The 16,660-nt window shown below is 72.4% G+C and carries 17 protein-coding genes; 13 read left to right on the forward strand and 4 right to left on the reverse strand.

Annotation, left to right across the window (positions count from 1 at the left end; all coding sequences use genetic code 11):
- A partial coding sequence (locus ACFV46_RS33335; protein WP_385500950.1) for an acetyl-CoA carboxylase biotin carboxyl carrier protein subunit occupies positions 1 to 472 on the forward strand: 472 nt, incomplete at its 5' end.
- A 171-nt stretch (positions 473 to 643) separates the two neighbouring features.
- A complete protein-coding gene (locus ACFV46_RS33340) occupies positions 644 to 1,189 on the forward strand; it encodes a helix-turn-helix domain-containing protein (RefSeq protein ID WP_361926834.1) in 546 nt (181 codons plus the stop codon).
- A 4-nt stretch (positions 1,190 to 1,193) separates the two neighbouring features.
- Here ACFV46_RS33340 and ACFV46_RS33345 read toward each other — a convergent pair whose 3' ends face one another.
- Both ACFV46_RS33345 and ACFV46_RS33350 read right to left on the reverse strand, forming a co-directional pair.
- Entirely contained in the window at positions 1,194 to 2,147 is a 954-nt protein-coding gene (locus tag ACFV46_RS33345; protein WP_361926579.1) for a DeoR/GlpR family DNA-binding transcription regulator, read from the reverse strand.
- 166 nt (positions 2,148 to 2,313) lie between these two features.
- The gene (locus ACFV46_RS33350) at positions 2,314 to 3,762 is read right to left on the reverse strand and encodes an NAD(P)H-quinone dehydrogenase (protein ID WP_361926581.1); all 1,449 of its coding nucleotides are present in this window, start codon (positions 3,760 to 3,762) and stop codon (positions 2,314 to 2,316) included.
- 88 nt (positions 3,763 to 3,850) lie between these two features.
- On the opposite strand from ACFV46_RS33350, the gene ACFV46_RS33355 reads away from it, so the two are divergent.
- From ACFV46_RS33355 to ACFV46_RS33365, 3 genes are all read left to right on the forward strand, one after another.
- Positions 3,851 to 4,288 carry a gamma-glutamylcyclotransferase gene (locus ACFV46_RS33355; RefSeq protein WP_361926584.1) on the forward strand — a complete coding sequence of 146 codons (438 nt, stop codon included), beginning with the start codon at positions 3,851 to 3,853 and terminating at the stop codon, positions 4,286 to 4,288.
- Between the two features lie 95 nt (positions 4,289 to 4,383).
- The gene (locus tag ACFV46_RS33360; protein ID WP_385500951.1) at positions 4,384 to 5,208 is read left to right on the forward strand and encodes a purine-nucleoside phosphorylase; all 825 of its coding nucleotides are present in this window, start codon (positions 4,384 to 4,386) and stop codon (positions 5,206 to 5,208) included.
- A 251-nt stretch (positions 5,209 to 5,459) separates the two neighbouring features.
- Entirely contained in the window at positions 5,460 to 7,091 is a 1,632-nt protein-coding gene (locus ACFV46_RS33365; protein WP_385500952.1) for a phospho-sugar mutase, read from the forward strand.
- A gap of 63 nt (positions 7,092 to 7,154) precedes the next feature.
- Here ACFV46_RS33365 and ACFV46_RS33370 read toward each other — a convergent pair whose 3' ends face one another.
- Positions 7,155 to 7,841 (reverse strand): PH domain-containing protein, encoded by a 687-nt coding sequence (locus tag ACFV46_RS33370; RefSeq protein ID WP_385500954.1) that lies wholly within the window; start codon positions 7,839 to 7,841, stop codon positions 7,155 to 7,157.
- A gap of 242 nt (positions 7,842 to 8,083) precedes the next feature.
- Here ACFV46_RS33370 and deoC point away from each other — a divergent pair, with 242 nt between their 5' ends.
- The 5 genes from deoC (at position 8,084) to ACFV46_RS33395 (ending at position 12,546) form a co-directional block, all read left to right on the forward strand.
- Entirely contained in the window at positions 8,084 to 9,046 is a 963-nt protein-coding gene (gene deoC, locus ACFV46_RS33375) for a deoxyribose-phosphate aldolase (protein ID WP_361926837.1), read from the forward strand.
- Between the two features lie 5 nt (positions 9,047 to 9,051).
- The gene (locus tag ACFV46_RS33380) at positions 9,052 to 10,488 is read left to right on the forward strand and encodes an aldehyde dehydrogenase family protein (protein ID WP_361926591.1); all 1,437 of its coding nucleotides are present in this window, start codon (positions 9,052 to 9,054) and stop codon (positions 10,486 to 10,488) included.
- Positions 10,481 to 11,368 carry an aldehyde dehydrogenase family protein gene (locus tag ACFV46_RS33385; RefSeq protein ID WP_385500955.1) on the forward strand — a complete coding sequence of 296 codons (888 nt, stop codon included), beginning with the start codon at positions 10,481 to 10,483 and terminating at the stop codon, positions 11,366 to 11,368. The genes ACFV46_RS33380 and ACFV46_RS33385 overlap by 8 nt, the downstream gene beginning before the upstream one ends.
- 177 nt (positions 11,369 to 11,545) lie before the next feature.
- A complete protein-coding gene (locus ACFV46_RS33390) occupies positions 11,546 to 12,160 on the forward strand; it encodes a uridine kinase (protein ID WP_376729873.1) in 615 nt (204 codons plus the stop codon).
- 59 nt (positions 12,161 to 12,219) lie between these two features.
- Complete coding sequence (locus ACFV46_RS33395; protein WP_385500956.1) at positions 12,220 to 12,546, forward strand: DUF6281 family protein; 327 nt, start codon at positions 12,220 to 12,222, stop codon at positions 12,544 to 12,546.
- Positions 12,547 to 12,721: 175 nt separating this feature from the next.
- Here ACFV46_RS33395 and ACFV46_RS33400 read toward each other — a convergent pair whose 3' ends face one another.
- Positions 12,722 to 13,450: a SigE family RNA polymerase sigma factor gene (locus tag ACFV46_RS33400; RefSeq protein WP_361926603.1), complete on the reverse strand. Its 729-nt coding sequence runs from the start codon at positions 13,448 to 13,450 to the stop codon at positions 12,722 to 12,724.
- Between the two features lie 206 nt (positions 13,451 to 13,656).
- On the opposite strand from ACFV46_RS33400, the gene afsQ1 reads away from it, so the two are divergent.
- Genes afsQ1 through ACFV46_RS33415 form a run of 3 tightly spaced genes read left to right on the forward strand, consistent with a single transcriptional unit; the run spans position 13,657 to position 16,456 of the window.
- On the forward strand, positions 13,657 to 14,334 hold the full coding sequence (gene afsQ1, locus ACFV46_RS33405; RefSeq protein ID WP_037886857.1) for a two-component system response regulator AfsQ1: 678 nt from the start codon (positions 13,657 to 13,659) through the stop codon (positions 14,332 to 14,334).
- Positions 14,331 to 15,857 (forward strand): HAMP domain-containing sensor histidine kinase, encoded by a 1,527-nt coding sequence (locus ACFV46_RS33410; protein WP_361926606.1) that lies wholly within the window; start codon positions 14,331 to 14,333, stop codon positions 15,855 to 15,857. The genes afsQ1 and ACFV46_RS33410 overlap by 4 nt, the downstream gene beginning before the upstream one ends.
- Complete coding sequence (locus ACFV46_RS33415; protein ID WP_361926608.1) at positions 15,857 to 16,456, forward strand: hypothetical protein; 600 nt, start codon at positions 15,857 to 15,859, stop codon at positions 16,454 to 16,456. The genes ACFV46_RS33410 and ACFV46_RS33415 overlap by 1 nt, the downstream gene beginning before the upstream one ends.
- Positions 16,457 to 16,660: the final 204 nt, after the last annotated feature.

Raw genomic sequence — 16,660 nt, forward strand, 5'->3', positions numbered from 1 at the left:
CTCCACGGACCCCTTCACGGTCCACACCCGGTGGATCGAGACCGAGTTCGTCAACGACATCAAACCCTTCACCACCCCCACCGACACCGACCAGGACGAGGACACCAGCCGCGAGACGGTCGTCGTCGAGGTCGGCGGCAAGCGCCTGGAGGTCTCCCTCCCTGCCTCGCTCGGCATGTCGCTGGCCCGCACCGGCCTCGCCGCCGGAGCCAAGCCGAAGCGCCGCGCGGCCAAGAAGTCCGGCCCGGCGGCCTCCGGCGACACCCTCGCCTCCCCGATGCAGGGCACGATCGTCAAGGTCGCGGTCGAGGAGGGCCAGGAGGTCAAGGAGGGCGACCTGATCGTCGTCCTGGAGGCCATGAAGATGGAGCAGCCGCTGAACGCCCACAAGGCGGGCACGGTCAAGGGCCTGACCGCCGAGGTCGGCGCCTCCCTCACCTCGGGCGCACCGATCTGCGAGATCAAGGACTGACGCCCCACGGCACCGGAGGCGCCCGGCGGACCCATGGACGGTCCGCCGGGCGCCTCCGCGTCGTACGGGTGGCATTGTGGAGGCATCGGCGCGGGTCGACTAGGAGGCAGGGTGGGCGCGACCTCACGCGAGCGAGCGGGGAGCGAGGACCTCGTGGCGCCCGCGCGCGCCATGCGCGCGGACGCCCGCCGCAATCACGAACGGCTGCTGACGGAGGCCCGCGCGGCCTTCGCCGAGCACGGCACCGACGCGTCCCTGGAGGACGTGGCCCGGCGGGCCGGCGTCGGCATCGGCACGCTGTACCGGCACTTCCCCAACCGGGACGCCCTGGTGAGCGCCGTCTTCGAGGACGCGGTCGGCGAGCTGCTGGCCCGCTCGCGCCAGCTCCTCGACGCCCCGGAGCCCTGTGCGGCCCTGGTGACCTGGCTGCGGGAGACGGTGACGCACGCGGGCGAGTACCGCGGGCTGGCCCGCTCCCTGATGGCCGTCCCGGCCGACGGCTCCTCCGCGCTCGCCCGGTGCAGCGACCCGATCCGGCAGGCGGGCGGGGCGCTGCTCGCCCGCGCCCAGCAGGCCGGCTCCGTCCGCGCGGACGTGGCGATCGCCGACCTGCTCCAGCTGACGCACGCGATCGCCCTGGCGGCGGAGGAGACCCCGTCCGACCCGGACCTCGCGGACCGGCTGCTGAACCTGACCCTGCGGGGCCTGAAGCCCTGAGGGGTCAGCGCCGCCGCAGGTCGGCGACCCGGGCCCGCTCCCGCTCGGCGCCCTGCTCACCGAGCATCGTCGCGGCGGCGGGCCGCAGTCCCGGCGGAGCCTGACCCCGGCGCGGTCCCGGCAGCGCGCGCTGCTGCTGCCGGCGCGCCGGGACCTCGTCACCCCCCGGCGCCCCGGCCGCCCCGGCCACGGCGATCTGCACCCCCTGGTCGGCGAGGGCCTGGAGCTCGGTGTGGGCACGGTCGTCATGGGCCGGCGGCTCGTCGGTGACCAGCCGCGTGATGACGTCCGAGGGCACCGTCTGGAACATCGTGTCGGTGCCGAGCTTGGTGTGGTCGGCGAGGACGACGACCTCCGCGGCGGCCTGCACCAGCGCCCGGTCGACGGACGCCGACAGCATGTTGGACGTGGACAGCCCGCGCTCGGCTGTCAGCCCGCTCCCGGAGAGGAAGGCCCGCGACACCCGCAGCCCCTGGAGGGACTGCTCGGCTCCGCTGCCGACGAGGGCGTAGTTCGAACCGCGCAGCGTGCCGCCGGTCATCACGACCTCGACCCGGTTGGCGTGGGCCAGTGCCTGTGCCACCAACAGCGAATTGGTGACGACGGTCAGCCCGGGCACCCGGGCGAGCCGGCGGGCCAGCTCCTGGGTGGTGGTCCCCGCCCCGACGACGATGGCCTCGCCCTCCTCCACGAAGTTCGCGGCGAGGTCGGCGATGGCGGTCTTCTCGGCGGTCGCGAGATGTGACTTCTGCGGAAAGCCGGACTCCCGCGTGAACCCGCCCGGCAATACCGCACCGCCATGCCGGCGGTCGAGGAGTCCTTCTGCCTCCAGTGCGCGCACGTCCCGCCGTACGGTCACTTCGGAGGTCTGGACGACGCGGGCGAGCTCACGGAGCGACACGGCCCCGTTCGCTCGCACCATTTCGAGGATCAATTGGCGACGTTCTGCAGCGAACACGAAACTGACAGTAACCCCAACGACCGTCTGCTTTCAGCAGTTTGCGCCGAATAACAGAAGTTGTTCGTACGCGGGCATGCGCAGTGGTATAAGGCCTAGTCCCGCCGCCTATGCCGCCCGCATGTCCGGCAACTCCCCGTGACCAGCGGGGAGTCGGATCCGGCCGTCAGAGGTCGGCGCCCGCCTTGCGCGTGTGCAGCTGCCGGGCGACCTCGGCGATCGACCCCGAAAGCGAGGGGTACACGGTGAAGGCGTTCGCGATCTGCTCGACCGTCAGATTGTTGTCGACGGCGATCGAGATGGGGTGGATCAGTTCCGAGGCACGCGGGGCGACGACCACACCGCCGACCACGATGCCGGTGCCCGGCCGGCAGAAGATCTTGACGAAGCCGTCCCGGATGCCCTGCATCTTCGCGCGGGGATTGCGCAGCAGCGGCAGCTTCACCACACGGGCATCGATCTTCCCGCCGTCCACGTCGGCCTGGGTGTACCCGACGGTGGCGATCTCGGGATCGGTGAAGACGTTCGAGGACACGGTCTTCAGGTTCAGCGGGGCCACCGCGTCGCCCAGGAAGTGGTACATGGCGATCCGCCCCTGCATCGCCGCGACCGAGGCGAGAGCGAAGACGCCCGTGACGTCACCGGCGGCGTACACGCCCGGCGCGGTGGTCCTGGACACCTTGTCCGTCCAGATGTGCCCGGACTCCCGCACCTTGACGCCGGCCTCCTCCAGGCCGAGGCCCTCGGAGTTCGGGACGGCGCCGACGGCCATGAGGCAGTGGCTGCCGCTGATGACCCGGCCGTCCGCCAGCGTCACCTCCACCCGGTCGCCGACGCGCTTGGCGGCGGCGGCACGCGAACGCGCCATGACGTTCATGCCACGACGCCGGAAGACGTCCTCCAGCACGGCGGCGGCGTCCGGGTCCTCCCCGGGCAGCACCCGGTCCCGCGACGAGACGAGCGTGACCCGCGAACCCAGCGCCTGGTAGGCACCCGCGAACTCGGCACCGGTCACACCCGAACCCACCACGATGAGCTCCTCGGGCAGCTCGTCGAGGTCGTAGACCTGGGTCCAGTTCAGGATGCGCTCGCCGTCGGGCTGGGCGTCGGGCAGCTCGCGCGGGTGACCGCCCGTCGCGATGAGCACGGCGTCGGCGACCAGCGTCTCCTCGCTGCCGTCGGCGGTCCGCACCACGACCTTGCGCGACCCGTCGAGGGCCTGCATGCCCTCCAGCCGCCCGCGCCCGCGCATGACCCGGGCGCCGGCCCGCGTCACCGACGCGGTGATGTCGTGCGACTGGGCGAGCGCGAGCCGCTTCACACGCCGGTTGACCTTGCCCAGGTCGACGCCCACGACACGCGCGGGCGTGTCGATGTGCGGGGTGTCGTCGGCGACGATGATGCCCAGCTCCTCGTACGAGGAGTCGAAGGTGGTCATCACCTCGGCCGTGGCGATCAGAGTCTTGGACGGCACGCAGTCGGTCAGCACCGACGCCCCGCCCAGACCGTCGGAGTCGACGACGGTCACCTCCGCGCCGAGCTGAGCGGCCACCAGCGCCGCTTCGTATCCGCCGGGTCCGCCACCGATGATCACGATCCGAGTCACGTACTCCATTGTCCCGCACGCGCCGGGGTGCGACCGCCTGGGGGGCCACCACGAGACACCACCGTTACGGGAGTGGCACTGCCGTACCCTTCCCCCCATGTCGCTCTACGCCGCGTACGCCGGCAATCTCGACGCGCGGCTGATGACCCGCCGCGCCCCCCACTCGCCGCTGCGCGCCACCGGCTGGCTCAACGGGTGGCGGCTGACGTTCGGCGGCGAACAGCTCGGCTGGGAGGGCGCGCTCGCCACGCTCGTCGAGGACCCGCTGGAACAGGTCTTCGTCGCGCTCTACGACATCGCGCCGATGGACGAGGAGTCCCTGGACCGCTGGGAGGGCGTGGGCCTGGGCATATACCGCCGCCTACGCGTCCGCGTCCACACCCTGGAGGGCGAGGAGCAGGCCTGGACGTACGTCCTGAACGCCTACGAGGGCGGCCTCCCCTCGGCCCGCTACCTGGGCGAGATCGCCGACGCGGCCGAATCCGCCGGAGCCCCCCACGACTACGTCATGGGACTCCGCAAGCGCCCCTGCTGAATCCCACCCCTTGTCGGATACGACAAGACAACGATCGTCATCCCGTGAGCTCCGTCATCTACGCGCGTAGGCCCAAACCGGCTACCCTCAGTCGCGTGAACGCATCTCTCCTTCCGGACGACATCCAGGGCGACCCGCACGCGGCCGCCGACGCCGCCGCCGCGCGCCTGCGCGAACTCACGGGCGCCGAGACCCACAACGTCGCCCTGGTGATGGGCTCCGGCTGGGCACCGGCCGTGGACGCCCTCGGCGCGCCCGAGGCCGAGTTCCCGGTCACCGAGCTGCCCGGCTTCCCGCCGCCGGCGGTCGAAGGGCACGGCGGCAAGATCCGCTCGTACCGCACGGGCGACAAGCGGGCCCTGGTCTTCCTGGGCCGCACGCACTACTACGAGGGCCGCGGCGTGGCCGCCGTCGCCCACGGCGTGCGCACCGCCGTCGCCGCGGGCTGCAAGACGATCGTGCTCACCAACGGCTGCGGCGGCCTCCGCGAGGGCATGCGCCCCGGCCAGCCGGTCCTGATCAGCGACCACATCAACCTCACCGCCACCTCCCCCATCGTCGGTGCCAACTTCGTCGACCTCACCGACCTCTACAGCCCGCGCCTGCGCGCCCTGTGCAAGGAGATCGACGCCACCCTCGAGGAGGGCGTCTACGCGCAGTTCCCCGGCCCGCACTACGAGACGCCGGCCGAGATCCGCATGGCCCGTGTGATCGGCGCGGACCTGGTCGGCATGTCGACGGTCCTCGAGGCGATCGCCGCCCGCGAGGCCGGCGCCGAGGTCCTCGGCATCTCCCTGGTCACGAACCTGGCCGCCGGCATGACGGGCGAACCCCTCAACCACGAGGAGGTCCTCCAGGCGGGCCGCGACTCGGCCGCCCGCATGGGCTCCCTCCTCGCCCAGGTGCTGGGCCGCCTGTAGCCGTACCCACGGTGAGGCCCCCGTGCCGCAGCCGCACACGGCGGGGAGGGCACGGGGTGGGGGGTGCCCGCCCGCAGCGTCCGGCGTCAAGAAGACGGCACAGAACACGGCACCGAGCCGCCGGACCGAGGACGGACACCCCCCACCCCGTGCCCGCACCCTCCACACGCGCCGGCGCCACAGAAACCCCCACCCTCCGAAACGGGCCGCCGCAGGCACCGCCCCCGACCACCACGAGAGGCTGACCCGACGTGCAAGACGACCTCATCGCCCGCGCCCAGGCATGGCTCGCCGAGGACCCCGACCCGGAGACCCGCGCCGAGCTGGCCGCGCTCCTGGACGCCGGGGACACCGACGAGCTCGCCGCCCGCTTCGCCGGCACCCTCCAGTTCGGCACCGCGGGTCTGCGCGGCGAACTCGGAGCCGGCCCGCTCCGCATGAACCGCGCGGTCGTCATCCGCGCAGCCGCCGGCCTCGCCGCGTACCTCACGGCGCAAGGGCACACGGACGGCCTGGTCGTGATCGGATACGACGCCCGCCACAAGTCCTCGGAGTTCGCCCGGGACACGGCCGCCGTCATGACCGGCGCCGGCCTCCGCGCCGCCGTCCTGCCCCGCCCCCTCCCCACCCCGGTCCTCGCGTACGCGATAAGGCACCTCGGCGCGGTGGCCGGCGTGGAGGTCACCGCCAGCCACAACCCGCCCCGCGACAACGGCTACAAGGTCTACCTCGGCGACGGCTCCCAGATCGTGCCGCCCGCCGACGCCGAGATCGCCGCCGAGATCGCCGCGATCGCGTCCCTCCACGACGTCCCCCGCCCCGACACCGGCTGGGAGACCCTGGACGACGGCGTCCTGGACGCCTACCTCGCCCGCACCGACGCGGTCCTCGCCCAGGACTCCCCCCGCACCGCCCGCACCGTCTACACGGCGATGCACGGCGTCGGCAAGGACGTCCTCCTGGCAGCCTTCGCGCGCGCGGGCTTCCCCACCCCCGCCCTGGTCGCCGAGCAGGCCGAGCCCGACCCGGACTTCCCCACCGTCGCGTTCCCCAACCCGGAGGAGCCCGGCGCGATGGACCTGGCCTTCGCCAAGGCCCGCGAGGAGGACCCGGACCTCGTCATCGCCAACGACCCGGACGCCGACCGCTGCGCGGTGGCCGTCAAGGAGAACGGCGCGTGGCGCATGCTGCGCGGCGACGAGGTCGGCGCCCTGCTCGCCGCGCACCTGGTCGCCCGCGGGGCCCAGGGCACGTTCGCGGAGTCGATCGTCTCGTCCTCCCTCCTCGGCCGGATCGCCGAGAAGGCGAAGCTGCCGTACGAGGAGACCCTGACCGGCTTCAAGTGGATCGCCCGGGTGGACGGCCTGCGCTACGGCTACGAGGAGGCGCTCGGCTACTGCGTCGACCCGGACGGCGTACGCGACAAGGACGGCATCACGGCGGCCCTGCTGATCACGGAACTGGCCTCGACGCTCAAGGCCGAGGGCCGTACGCTGACCGACCTCCTGGACGACCTGGCCGTGGAGCACGGCCTGCACGCGACGGACCAGCTCTCGGTCCGCGTCGAGGACCTGTCGGTCATCGCGGACGCGATGCGCCGTCTGCGCGAACAGCAGCCGACCGAACTGGCGGGCCTGCGCATCACCCGCGCCGAGGACCTCACCAAGGGCACGGACAGGCTCCCGCCCACGGACGGCCTGCGCTACACGCTGGAGGGCGCGCGCGTCATCGTCCGCCCCAGTGGCACGGAGCCCAAGCTCAAGTGCTACCTGGAGGTGGTGGTCCCGGTGGCGGACCACGAGTCGCTGCCGACAGCGCGCGCGAAGGCGACGGAGCTGGTGACGGCGATCAAGAGCGACCTCTCCGCGGCGGCGGGCATCTGAGCGAGCACGGGGGTGCCTCGACGAAACCGAGGCACCCCGCACATCGCGCCGAACGGACCCCACTCACCCCGCGGCGAGCAGGGTCACCAACAGCACGGCCCCCGCGACCGCGGGCCCGATGACCTCATAGGCCCACCGCACGCCGACCTCCCCCGCATTCTGGGCGTCACTGCGCGAGGCCCGGTCCTCCCACCGCTCCAGCAGCTCCCGCAGCTCGTCCATGACCTTGTCGGTCTCGGCGCGCACGGGCCCGTCGGCGGCGGCACCCCGGCCCGGCGTGCCGAGGTCCAGCCCGAGCCCCCGGTCCCCGCCCCGGCGCCCGGCGCGCGAGGCGCCGCGCTCGGCGGCCGCCGTCTGCCGCGCCGCCTTCTTGCGGGCCCGCAGCGACACCGGAATGGCCCAGAGCGCGAACTTGGCGCCGGACGCCGTGACGACCTCGTTGGAGTAGCGCGAGCGCAGGGACGCGACCTGCCCCCAGGGCAGCACGACGACCCGGAGCGGGTTGCGGATCCGCAGGCGCTCCTCGTTGGCGTAGACGGCCGGGCGCAGGGTGAACGCGGTGATGACCGGCACGATCATGATGAGCGAGGCGAGGGCCAGCCACGGAGTGCGCCCCGTGCCGATCACCAGGGCGTCGATGCCGAGCCACAAGGCGATGGCCAGCACGAGGGCACCACCGAGCATGCCCAGGGGCGAGCGGTAGACCCGGTCCTTCGTGGCAGGGTCGGGGCTTGGAGCAGGGGTCGTCATGCTGCCGATTGTGCCGCACCCCTGAACGCCTGTTCACAACGCGGCACCCGACAGCGCACCGCCCCCGCCCGGCAGCGCACCGCCCCCACCCCACGACGCCTCCCCACCCCGCAACGCCTCCGGTCACCCCACAGGCCCCTCGCACCCCACGCACCCCACCCGCCCCCCTCACCCCGCCCCCACCGATTCCGCCTCACGGGGTGTACAGCCGCTACGCGCGTAGATATGCTCGTCTGGTGACCATGCCCACCAATGCACCTGCCGCAGCTCACGCACTCAAGGACGTCGCCGCGTCCGACAGCACGCTGCGCCGCTTCCTCCACGGGCTGCCCGGCGTAGACGCGGTCGGCCTGGAGGCGCGGGCCGCGTCCCTCGGCACCCGTTCCATCAAGACGACCGCCAAGGCGTACGCCATCGACCTCGCCATCTCGATGGTCGACCTGACGACGCTGGAAGGCGCGGACACCCCGGGCAAGGTCCGGGCGCTCGGCGCCAAGGCGGTCCGCCCCGACCCGACCGACCGCACGACCCCGTCGACCGCGGCCGTCTGCGTCTACCCCGACATGGTGGCCACCGCGAAGGAGGCCGTCGCCGGCACCTCCGTGAAGGTCGCCTCGGTCGCCACCGCCTTCCCGGCGGGTCGCGCCGCGCTGTCCGTGAAGCTCGCGGACGTGCGGGACGCCGTCGCCGCCGGTGCCGACGAGATCGACATGGTCATCGACCGGGGCGCGTTCCTCGCCGGGAACTACATGAAGGTCCACGACGAGATCACCGCCGTGAAGGAGGCCTGCGGGACCACCGCCCGCCTCAAGGTCATCTTCGAGACCGGCGAGCTGTCGACGTACGACAACATCCGGCGCGCGAGCTGGCTCGGCATGCTGGCCGGCGCGGACTTCATCAAGACGTCCACGGGCAAGGTCGCCGTCAACGCCACCCCCGCCAACACCCTCCTCATGCTGGAGGCGGTGCGCGACTTCCGCGCCCAGACCGGCATCCAGGTCGGCGTGAAGCCGGCCGGCGGGATCAGGACGTCCAAGGACGCCGTCAAGTTCCTCGTCCTGGTCAACGAGACCGCCGGCGAGGACTGGCTGGACAACCACTGGTTCCGCTTCGGCGCCTCCTCGCTTCTGAACGACCTGCTGATGCAGCGGCAGAAGCTGGCCACCGGCCGCTACTCCGGCCCCGACTACGTGACGGTGGACTGATCACCATGGCATCGGTATTCGCATACGCCCCGGCCCCCGAGTCCCGCTCGATCGTCGACATCGCGCCGTCGTACGGCCTGTTCATCGACGGCGAGTTCACGGACGCGGCGGACGGCAAGGTCTTCAAGACCGTCTCCCCGTCGTCGGAGGAGGTCCTGTCCGAGATCGCCCAGGCCGGCGAGGCGGACGTGGACCGCGCGGTGAGGGCCGCCCGCAAGGCGTTCGAGAAGTGGTCCGCGCTGCCCGGCTCCGAGCGCGCCAAGTACCTCTTCCGCATCGCCCGCATCATCCAGGAGCGCAGCCGCGAGCTGGCCGTCCTGGAGACCCTGGACAACGGCAAGCCGATCAAGGAGACCCGTGACGCGGACCTCCCCCTGGTCGCCGCGCACTTCTTCTACTACGCGGGCTGGGCGGACAAGCTCGGCCACGCGGGCTACGGCGCGAACCCGCGCCCGCTGGGCGTGGCCGGCCAGGTCATCCCGTGGAACTTCCCGCTGCTGATGCTGGCCTGGAAGATCGCCCCGGCACTGGCGACCGGCAACACGGTCGTCCTGAAGCCCGCCGAGACCACCCCTCTCTCGGCGCTCTTCTTCGCGGACATCTGCCGCCAGGCGGGCCTGCCCAAGGGCGTCGTCAACATCCTGCCCGGCTACGGCGACGCGGGCGCCGCCCTGGTCGCGCACCCGGATGTGGACAAGGTCGCCTTCACCGGCTCCACGGCCGTCGGCAAGGAGATCGCGCGCACGGTCGCGGGCACCCGCAAGAAGGTCACCCTGGAGCTCGGCGGCAAGGGCGCCAACATCGTCTTCGACGACGCCCCGATCGACCAGGCCGTGGAGGGGATCGTCAACGGGATCTTCTTCAACCAGGGCCAGGTCTGCTGCGCGGGCAGCCGCCTGCTGGTGCAGGAGTCGATCCAGGACGAGCTGCTGGACTCCCTCAAGCGCCGCCTGTCCACGCTCCGTCTCGGCGACCCGCTGGACAAGAACACCGACATCGGAGCGATCAACTCCGAGGAGCAGCTGAGCCGCATCACCTCCCTGGTCGAGCGCGGCGAGGCGGAGGGCGCCGAGCGCTGGTCGCCGGCCTGCGACCTGCCGGAGAGCGGCTACTGGTTCGCCCCGACGCTGTTCACGAACGTCACGCAGGCGCACACCGTCGCCCGGGACGAGATCTTCGGCCCGGTGCTGTCGGTCCTGACCTTCCGCACCCCGGACGAGGCCGTCGCCAAGGCCAACAACACCCCGTACGGCCTGTCGGCGGGCATCTGGACGGAGAAGGGGTCGCGGATCCTCGCCGTGGCGAACAAGCTCCGCGCGGGCGTCGTCTGGTCCAACACGTTCAACAAGTTCGACCCGACCTCGCCGTTCGGCGGTTACAAGGAGTCGGGCTTCGGCCGCGAGGGCGGTCGCCACGGCCTGGAGGCGTACCTCGATGTCTGAGCGCTTGACTGTTCTGAAGACCTACAAGCTGTACGTCGGCGGGAAGTTCCCGCGTTCCGAGAGCGGCCGGGTGTACGAGGTGACGGACTCGAAGGGCAACTGGCTGGCGAACGCACCGCTGTCGTCCCGCAAGGACGCCCGTGACGCGGTGGTCGCCGCCCGCAAGGCCGTCGGCGGCTGGTCCGGCGCGACCGCGTACAACCGCGGCCAGGTCCTCTACCGCGTCGCCGAGATGCTGGAGGGCCGCCGGGCGCAGTTCGTCCACGAGGTCGCCGACGCCGAGGGCCTGTCGAAGTCGAAGGCCGCCGAGCAGGTCGACGCGGCGATCGACCGCTGGGTCTGGTACGCCGGCTGGACCGACAAGATCGCGCAGGTGGTCGGCGGCGGCAACCCGGTCGCGGGCCCGTACTTCAACCTGTCCTCGCCGGAGCCGACGGGTGTGGTGGCCGTGCTGGCGCCGCAGGAGTCGTCGTTCCTGGGCCTGGTCTCGGTCGTGGCCCCGGTGATCGCGACGGGCAACACGGCGGTCGTGGTGGCCTCGGAGAAGGCCCCGCTGCCCGCCCTGTCCCTGGCCGAGGTCCTGGCCACGTCCGACGTCCCCGGCGGAGTGGTGAACATCCTCTCCGGCCGTACGGCGGAGATCGCCACGCCGCTCGCCGCGCACCAGGACGTCAACGCGATCGACCTCGCGGGCGCCGACGAGGTGCTGGCGAAGGAGCTGGAGATCGCCGCGGCGGACAATCTGAAGCGCGTCCTGCGTCCACAGCCTGTGGACGACTGGTCGGCCGCTCCCGGCACCGACCGGATGACGGCGTTCCTGGAGACCAAGACGGTCTGGCATCCGACGGGTTCGCTGGGCGCGTCCGGCTCCTCCTACTGAGGACGCCCATCGACCGGAGAGCCGTGCCTCCCCTCCGTCCGGGGGAGCCACGGCTCTTCGCCGTACCGGCGCGCGCCCGGCGTGCCGGCGCCTGGATGTGATGCGCGTTTCAACGGCGTCCGCCGGGTCGTCGGGGGGCCGGTGGATGCCTCACACTGGTGTCCCGTGAGTTCCCCTGTGCCCATACCGACGCGAGTCGTGCTGCTCTGCGGCCCCTCCGGCTCCGGCAAGTCCCTCCTCGCGGCCCTCTCCGGTCTTCCGGTGCTGCGGCTCGACGACTTCTACAAGGAGGCCGGCGACCCGACCCTGCCGCAGGTCCCCGGGAGCTCCGACATCGACTGGGACCACCCCGGCTCCTGGGACGCCGACGCGGCCGTCGCCGCGATCGCCGACCTGTGCCGCACGCGGCGCACGGACGTGCCGGTCTACGACATCTCGCTGAGCGCCCGCACCGGGCACGAGAGCGTGGACATCGGGCAGACCCCCCTGTTCATCGCGGAGGGCATCTTCGCGGCCGAGATCGTCTCGCGCTGCCGGGAGCTCGGCCTGCTGGCGGACGCCCTGTGCCTGAGCCGCGGCCCGGTGAAGACGTTCCGGCGCCGCTTCCTGCGCGATCTGCGGGAGGGCCGCAAGTCGGTGCCGTTCCTGCTGCGCCGCGGCTGGCGCCTGATGCGCCTGGAACGTTCGATCGTGGCCCGCCAGACGGCCCTGGGCGCCCACGCCTGCGACCGCGACGAGGCCCTGACCCGCCTCACGGCGGCCGCCACGGCGACACCGACCCCGGCGGCCTGAACGATCGCACCGCCTTCTCCGTCGCAGACACGAGCACATCGCGACGGAGAGGACGAACGATGAGGCGTGCGGTTCTGCTGGTGACGGTGGCGGTCCTGACGGTGGCCGGGTGCCAGGGCGGGGGCGGGGAGGCCGGCGAGGCGTCCTGCTCGGGCCGGGTGACCTACGACGGCCGCGACTATCTGCCCACGGAGAAGTCCGGCTTCACCGTCGGCGACCGGCTGGGCACCGTCACCGTGGCGGCCTGCGAGGACACCCCGGACGACCCGGGAACCGGTCTGCCCGAGGCCACGACCGGCGTCTACGCGGTCGAGGGGGCCGATCCCACCGTGGCCGTCGCCGTCGGGGACGACCCGTCGAGAGCCGCGTACATGACCGCCCGCTGACCGCACACGGAAACGGGGCCGGTGGACCCCCCGGCCCCGGCCCCGCACCGTCGTGCTCCACCGCTTCCCCCGTGGTGGAGCACCCCCCGTTCCCCCGTGGATCCCCCCGGTGGCCCCCCAGCCCCCGTGGGTCCCCCCACTGGTACCGCTCCCCCGAGCGGTCCCCCCTTCACCTTCAGGCGACGAGCTCCCCGAAGGCGTCCTCCTCGTCACGGCCGAAGCTGAGGACCTCGTCCTCGCGCAGCCGGCGCAGGGAGCGCCAGATGCTCGACTTCACCGTGCCGACACTGATGCCGAGGATCTCCGCGATCTCCGGGTCGGTGCGGCCCTCGTAGTAGCGCAGGACCAGCATCGTCCGCTGGAGTTCGGGCAGCCGGGCCAGCGCCTGCCACAGGACCGCGCGCAGCTCCGTGCCGCGCATCGCGTCCGTGTCGCCGGGCGTCTCCGGCAGCTCCTCGGTCGGGTACTCGTTCAGCTTGCGGCGGCGCCACGCGCTGATGTGCAGGTTGGTCATGGTCCGCCGCAGGTAACCGCCCACGGCGGCCTTGTCACTGATCCGGTCCCACGCCCGGTACGTCGAGAACAGCGCGCTCTGCAGCAGGTCCTCGGCCTCGAAGCGGTCACCGGTCAGGTGGTAGGCGGTGGCGTACAGGGAGGCGCGGCGCTCCTGGACGTAGGCGGTGAACTCCGCCTCCGACAGCGAGCGCCGGCTCTCCCCCGAGTCCTCCCCGTACGCGGTTCCCCCGTGCGTCTCCCCCGTGCGGCCGTCGACCACCGTCATGTAACCGGTGTGCTGACGCCCCGTGCCGCGAGCGCACCCCCGCCCCGTCGTCCCCCGGCCCCCGTTCACGTCGTGCAGACGCGTGATCACTGCGCTGGTGCTGGTGCCGTGCAGCGTGTTCATCTCGCGCCCCCCGTCGTGGACTTCCGGTGTTCTTCGGTGCTGTCTTGCCTGTGCCGAGAATCCTGCCCGGCCACTTTCATGGCGCTGTCCGCCGACTGTCACAGACCTGTCACAGGGGTCCGGGACACCCGAGCACCACGCGCGCGTAGCCGAACTGCTCGTACAGGTGTCGAAACACCACCCCCGCATGGGCCAGAATGTGCGGCGTGCCTTCCCTGTTGCTGATCGAGGACGACGACGCCATCCGTACGGCCCTGGAGCTCTCACTGACGCGCCAGGGACATCGGGTGGCCACCGCTGCCACCGGCGAGGACGGTCTGAAACTGCTGCGTGAGCAGCGGCCGGACCTGATCGTGCTGGACGTGATGCTGCCCGGCATCGACGGCTTCGAGGTGTGCCGGCGCATCCGGCGAACCGACCAGCTGCCGATCATCCTGCTCACGGCCCGCAGCGACGACATCGACGTCGTGGTCGGCCTGGAGTCCGGCGCGGACGACTACGTCGTCAAGCCCGTGCAGGGCCGGGTCCTCGACGCCCGGATCCGCGCGGTGCTGCGCCGCGGGGAGCGGGAGTCGAACGACGCCGCGACCTTCGGCAGCCTGGTCATCGACCGCGCCGCGATGACCGTCACGAAGAACGGCGAGGACCTCCAGCTCACCCCGACCGAGCTGCGCCTGCTGCTGGAACTGAGCCGCCGGCCCGGTCAGGCCCTGTCCCGGCAGCAACTCCTGCGCCTGGTCTGGGAACACGACTACCTGGGCGACTCCCGCCTGGTGGACGCCTGTGTGCAGCGGCTGCGCGCCAAGGTCGAGGACGTCCCGTCCTCGCCCACCCTGATCCGCACGGTCCGCGGGGTCGGCTACCGCCTGGACGCGCCTCAGTGACGGACACGCAGGCAGGTCTCCGCGGCTGGGCCGCGGCTCGCAAGGGAGTGTGGTCGAGGCTGCGTCTCACCAGTCTGCGGCTGCGACTGGTGGTCGTCTTCGGCCTGGTGGCGCTCACCGCCGCCGTCTCCGCCTCCGGGATCGCGTACTGGCTCAACCGCGAGGCGGTCCTCACCCGCACCCAGGACGCGGTGCTGCGCGACTTCCAGCAGGAGATGCAGAACCGGGCCGGACTGCTGCCCGAGCGCCCCACCCAGGACGAACTGCAGCAGACCGCCGGGCAGATGGCGAACAGCAGCCAGCGTTTCAGCGTGCTGCTCGTCGCCCAGGACGCCGACGGCAAGCCGCTGTACAGCAGCTCCGGCGCCCTGGACGGCTTCACCCTCGCGGACGTGCCCGAGTCCCTGCGCACGGCGGTCAACGAGAAGCAGCGGGTCGACTCCTCCGACAAGGCCGAGTACCACCTGTACTGGCAGCGGATCGTGGAGGACGACAAGCCGTACCTGATAGCCGGCACCAAGGTCATCGGCGGCGGCCCGACCGGCTACATGCTCAAGTCCCTCGAACAGGAGGCCAAGGACCTCAACTCCCTGGCCTGGTCCCTGGGCATCGCCACCGGCCTCGCCCTGATCGGCTCCGCGCTCCTCGCGCAGGCCGCCGCCACGACCGTGCTCAAGCCGGTGCACCGCCTCGGCGTGGCCGCCCGCCGCCTCGGCGAGGGCAAGCTCGACACCCGTCTGCGGGTGTCCGGCACGGACGAACTGGCCGATCTGTCCCGGACGTTCAACAACGCGGCCGAGGCGCTGGAGAAACGGGTCGCCGACATGGCCGGCCGGGACGAGGCGTCCCGCCGCTTCGTGGCCGACATGTCCCATGAACTGCGCACCCCGCTCACCGCGATCACCGCCGTCACCGAGGTCCTCGAAGAGGAGCTGGAGGCGGGGACCGGCTCGGTGGACCCGATGATCGAGCCCGCGGTCCGCCTGGTGGTCAGCGAGACCCGCCGTCTGAACGACCTCGTCGAGAACCTCATGGAGGTCACCCGCTTCGACGCGGGCACGGCCCGCCTGGTCCTCGACGACGTCGACGTGGCCGACCAGATCACCGCCTGCATCGACGCCCGCGCCTGGCTGGACGCAGTCGAACTCGACGCCGAACGCGGCATCATGGCCCGCCTCGACCCGCGCCGCCTCGACGTCATCCTGGCCAACCTGATCGGCAACGCCCTCAAGCACGGCGGCTCCCCGGTGCGCGTGACGGTCCGCGAGGAGGACGACGCCGTGGTCATCGACGTACGGGACCACGGCCCCGGCATCCCCGAGGACGTCCTCCCGCACGTCTTCGACCGCTTCTACAAGGCCAGCGCCTCCCGCCCCCGCTCCGAGGGAAGCGGCCTGGGCCTCTCCATCGCCCTGGAGAACGCCCACATCCACGGCGGCGAGATCACCGCCGCCAACTCCCCCGACGGCGGCGCCGTCTTCACCCTGCGCCTCCCCCGGGACGAACCGAAGAAGGAGGACTGATGAAGCGTCTCCCGGCCCTCCTCTCCCTGGCCGCCATAACCCTGGCCGGCTGCGGCATACGGTCCACGGAGGTACCGACCAACTTCGGCCCTGCCCCCTCCCGCGTCCACTGCTCGCTCTCCGAACCGGACTCCTCCCCCCGGGCCGGCCGCGGCCTCCCGGTCCAGGTCTTCCTGCTGTGCGGCTCCCAGCTGGTCGCGGTCGACCGCACCATCCGCGTCCCCGACGGCACGGCCGACGCGGCCCGCCGCGTCCTGGTGGCCCAGGGCCTCCTCGACGAACTCCAGGCGAGCCCGTCGTCGGCGGAGAAGGAGGCCGGCTACACCACGGACGTCCGAGGCGCCATGGGCGTCACAGGGCCCCGCCGGACCGACCCGGACGAAACGCTGCGCCTGACGACACCCCCGGCCTCCCTCACGTCCTACGCCCTGGCCCAGATCGTCTGCACCTTCTCGGACTCCGCGGCGGCCGAGGGCGACGGCTCGGTCATCCTGGGCGGCCCCGCGGACACCCCGCCCCGCCGCTACGAGTGCACGGACGAGGTCCGCACCCACCCCGGCACCAACGAGCCCCCGTCGACGGAAGTCGCCACCACCTGACGGACGCGTACGGCGGAGAGGGGCCGGGGTGGGGGGTGTCCGCCCGCGGCGGCGGGCGTCAGGAAGACGGAACCACTCATGACACCGAGCCGCCCGACCGAGGACGGACACCCCCCCGGGGGGGGGCGCCCCCCCGCCCCCCCCCCCCCCCCCCGCGGGCCCCCCCCCCCCCCCCCCGCGCGCCGCGCGCGCCGCCGCCGGGCC

Source organism: Streptomyces sp. NPDC059852 (assembly GCF_042731455.1).
Classification (GTDB): Bacteria; Actinomycetota; Actinomycetes; order Streptomycetales; family Streptomycetaceae; genus Streptomyces.

Coding starts and splice junctions, on each gene's coding strand:
- ACFV46_RS33340 (WP_361926834.1), top strand. CDS start 644: ATGCGCGCGGACGCCCGCCGCAATCACGAACGGCTGCTGACGGAGGCC.
- ACFV46_RS33350 (WP_361926581.1), bottom strand. CDS start 3,762: ATGGAGTACGTGACTCGGATCGTGATCATCGGTGGCGGACCCGGCGGA.
- ACFV46_RS33355 (WP_361926584.1), top strand. CDS start 3,851: ATGTCGCTCTACGCCGCGTACGCCGGCAATCTCGACGCGCGGCTGATG.
- ACFV46_RS33370 (WP_385500954.1), bottom strand. CDS start 7,841: ATGACGACCCCTGCTCCAAGCCCCGACCCTGCCACGAAGGACCGGGTC.
- deoC (WP_361926837.1), top strand. CDS start 8,084: ATGCCCACCAATGCACCTGCCGCAGCTCACGCACTCAAGGACGTCGCC.
- ACFV46_RS33380 (WP_361926591.1), top strand. CDS start 9,052: ATGGCATCGGTATTCGCATACGCCCCGGCCCCCGAGTCCCGCTCGATC.
- ACFV46_RS33385 (WP_385500955.1), top strand. CDS start 10,481: ATGTCTGAGCGCTTGACTGTTCTGAAGACCTACAAGCTGTACGTCGGC.
- ACFV46_RS33395 (WP_385500956.1), top strand. CDS start 12,220: ATGAGGCGTGCGGTTCTGCTGGTGACGGTGGCGGTCCTGACGGTGGCC.
- ACFV46_RS33400 (WP_361926603.1), bottom strand. CDS start 13,450: ATGAACACGCTGCACGGCACCAGCACCAGCGCAGTGATCACGCGTCTG.
- ACFV46_RS33415 (WP_361926608.1), top strand. CDS start 15,857: ATGAAGCGTCTCCCGGCCCTCCTCTCCCTGGCCGCCATAACCCTGGCC.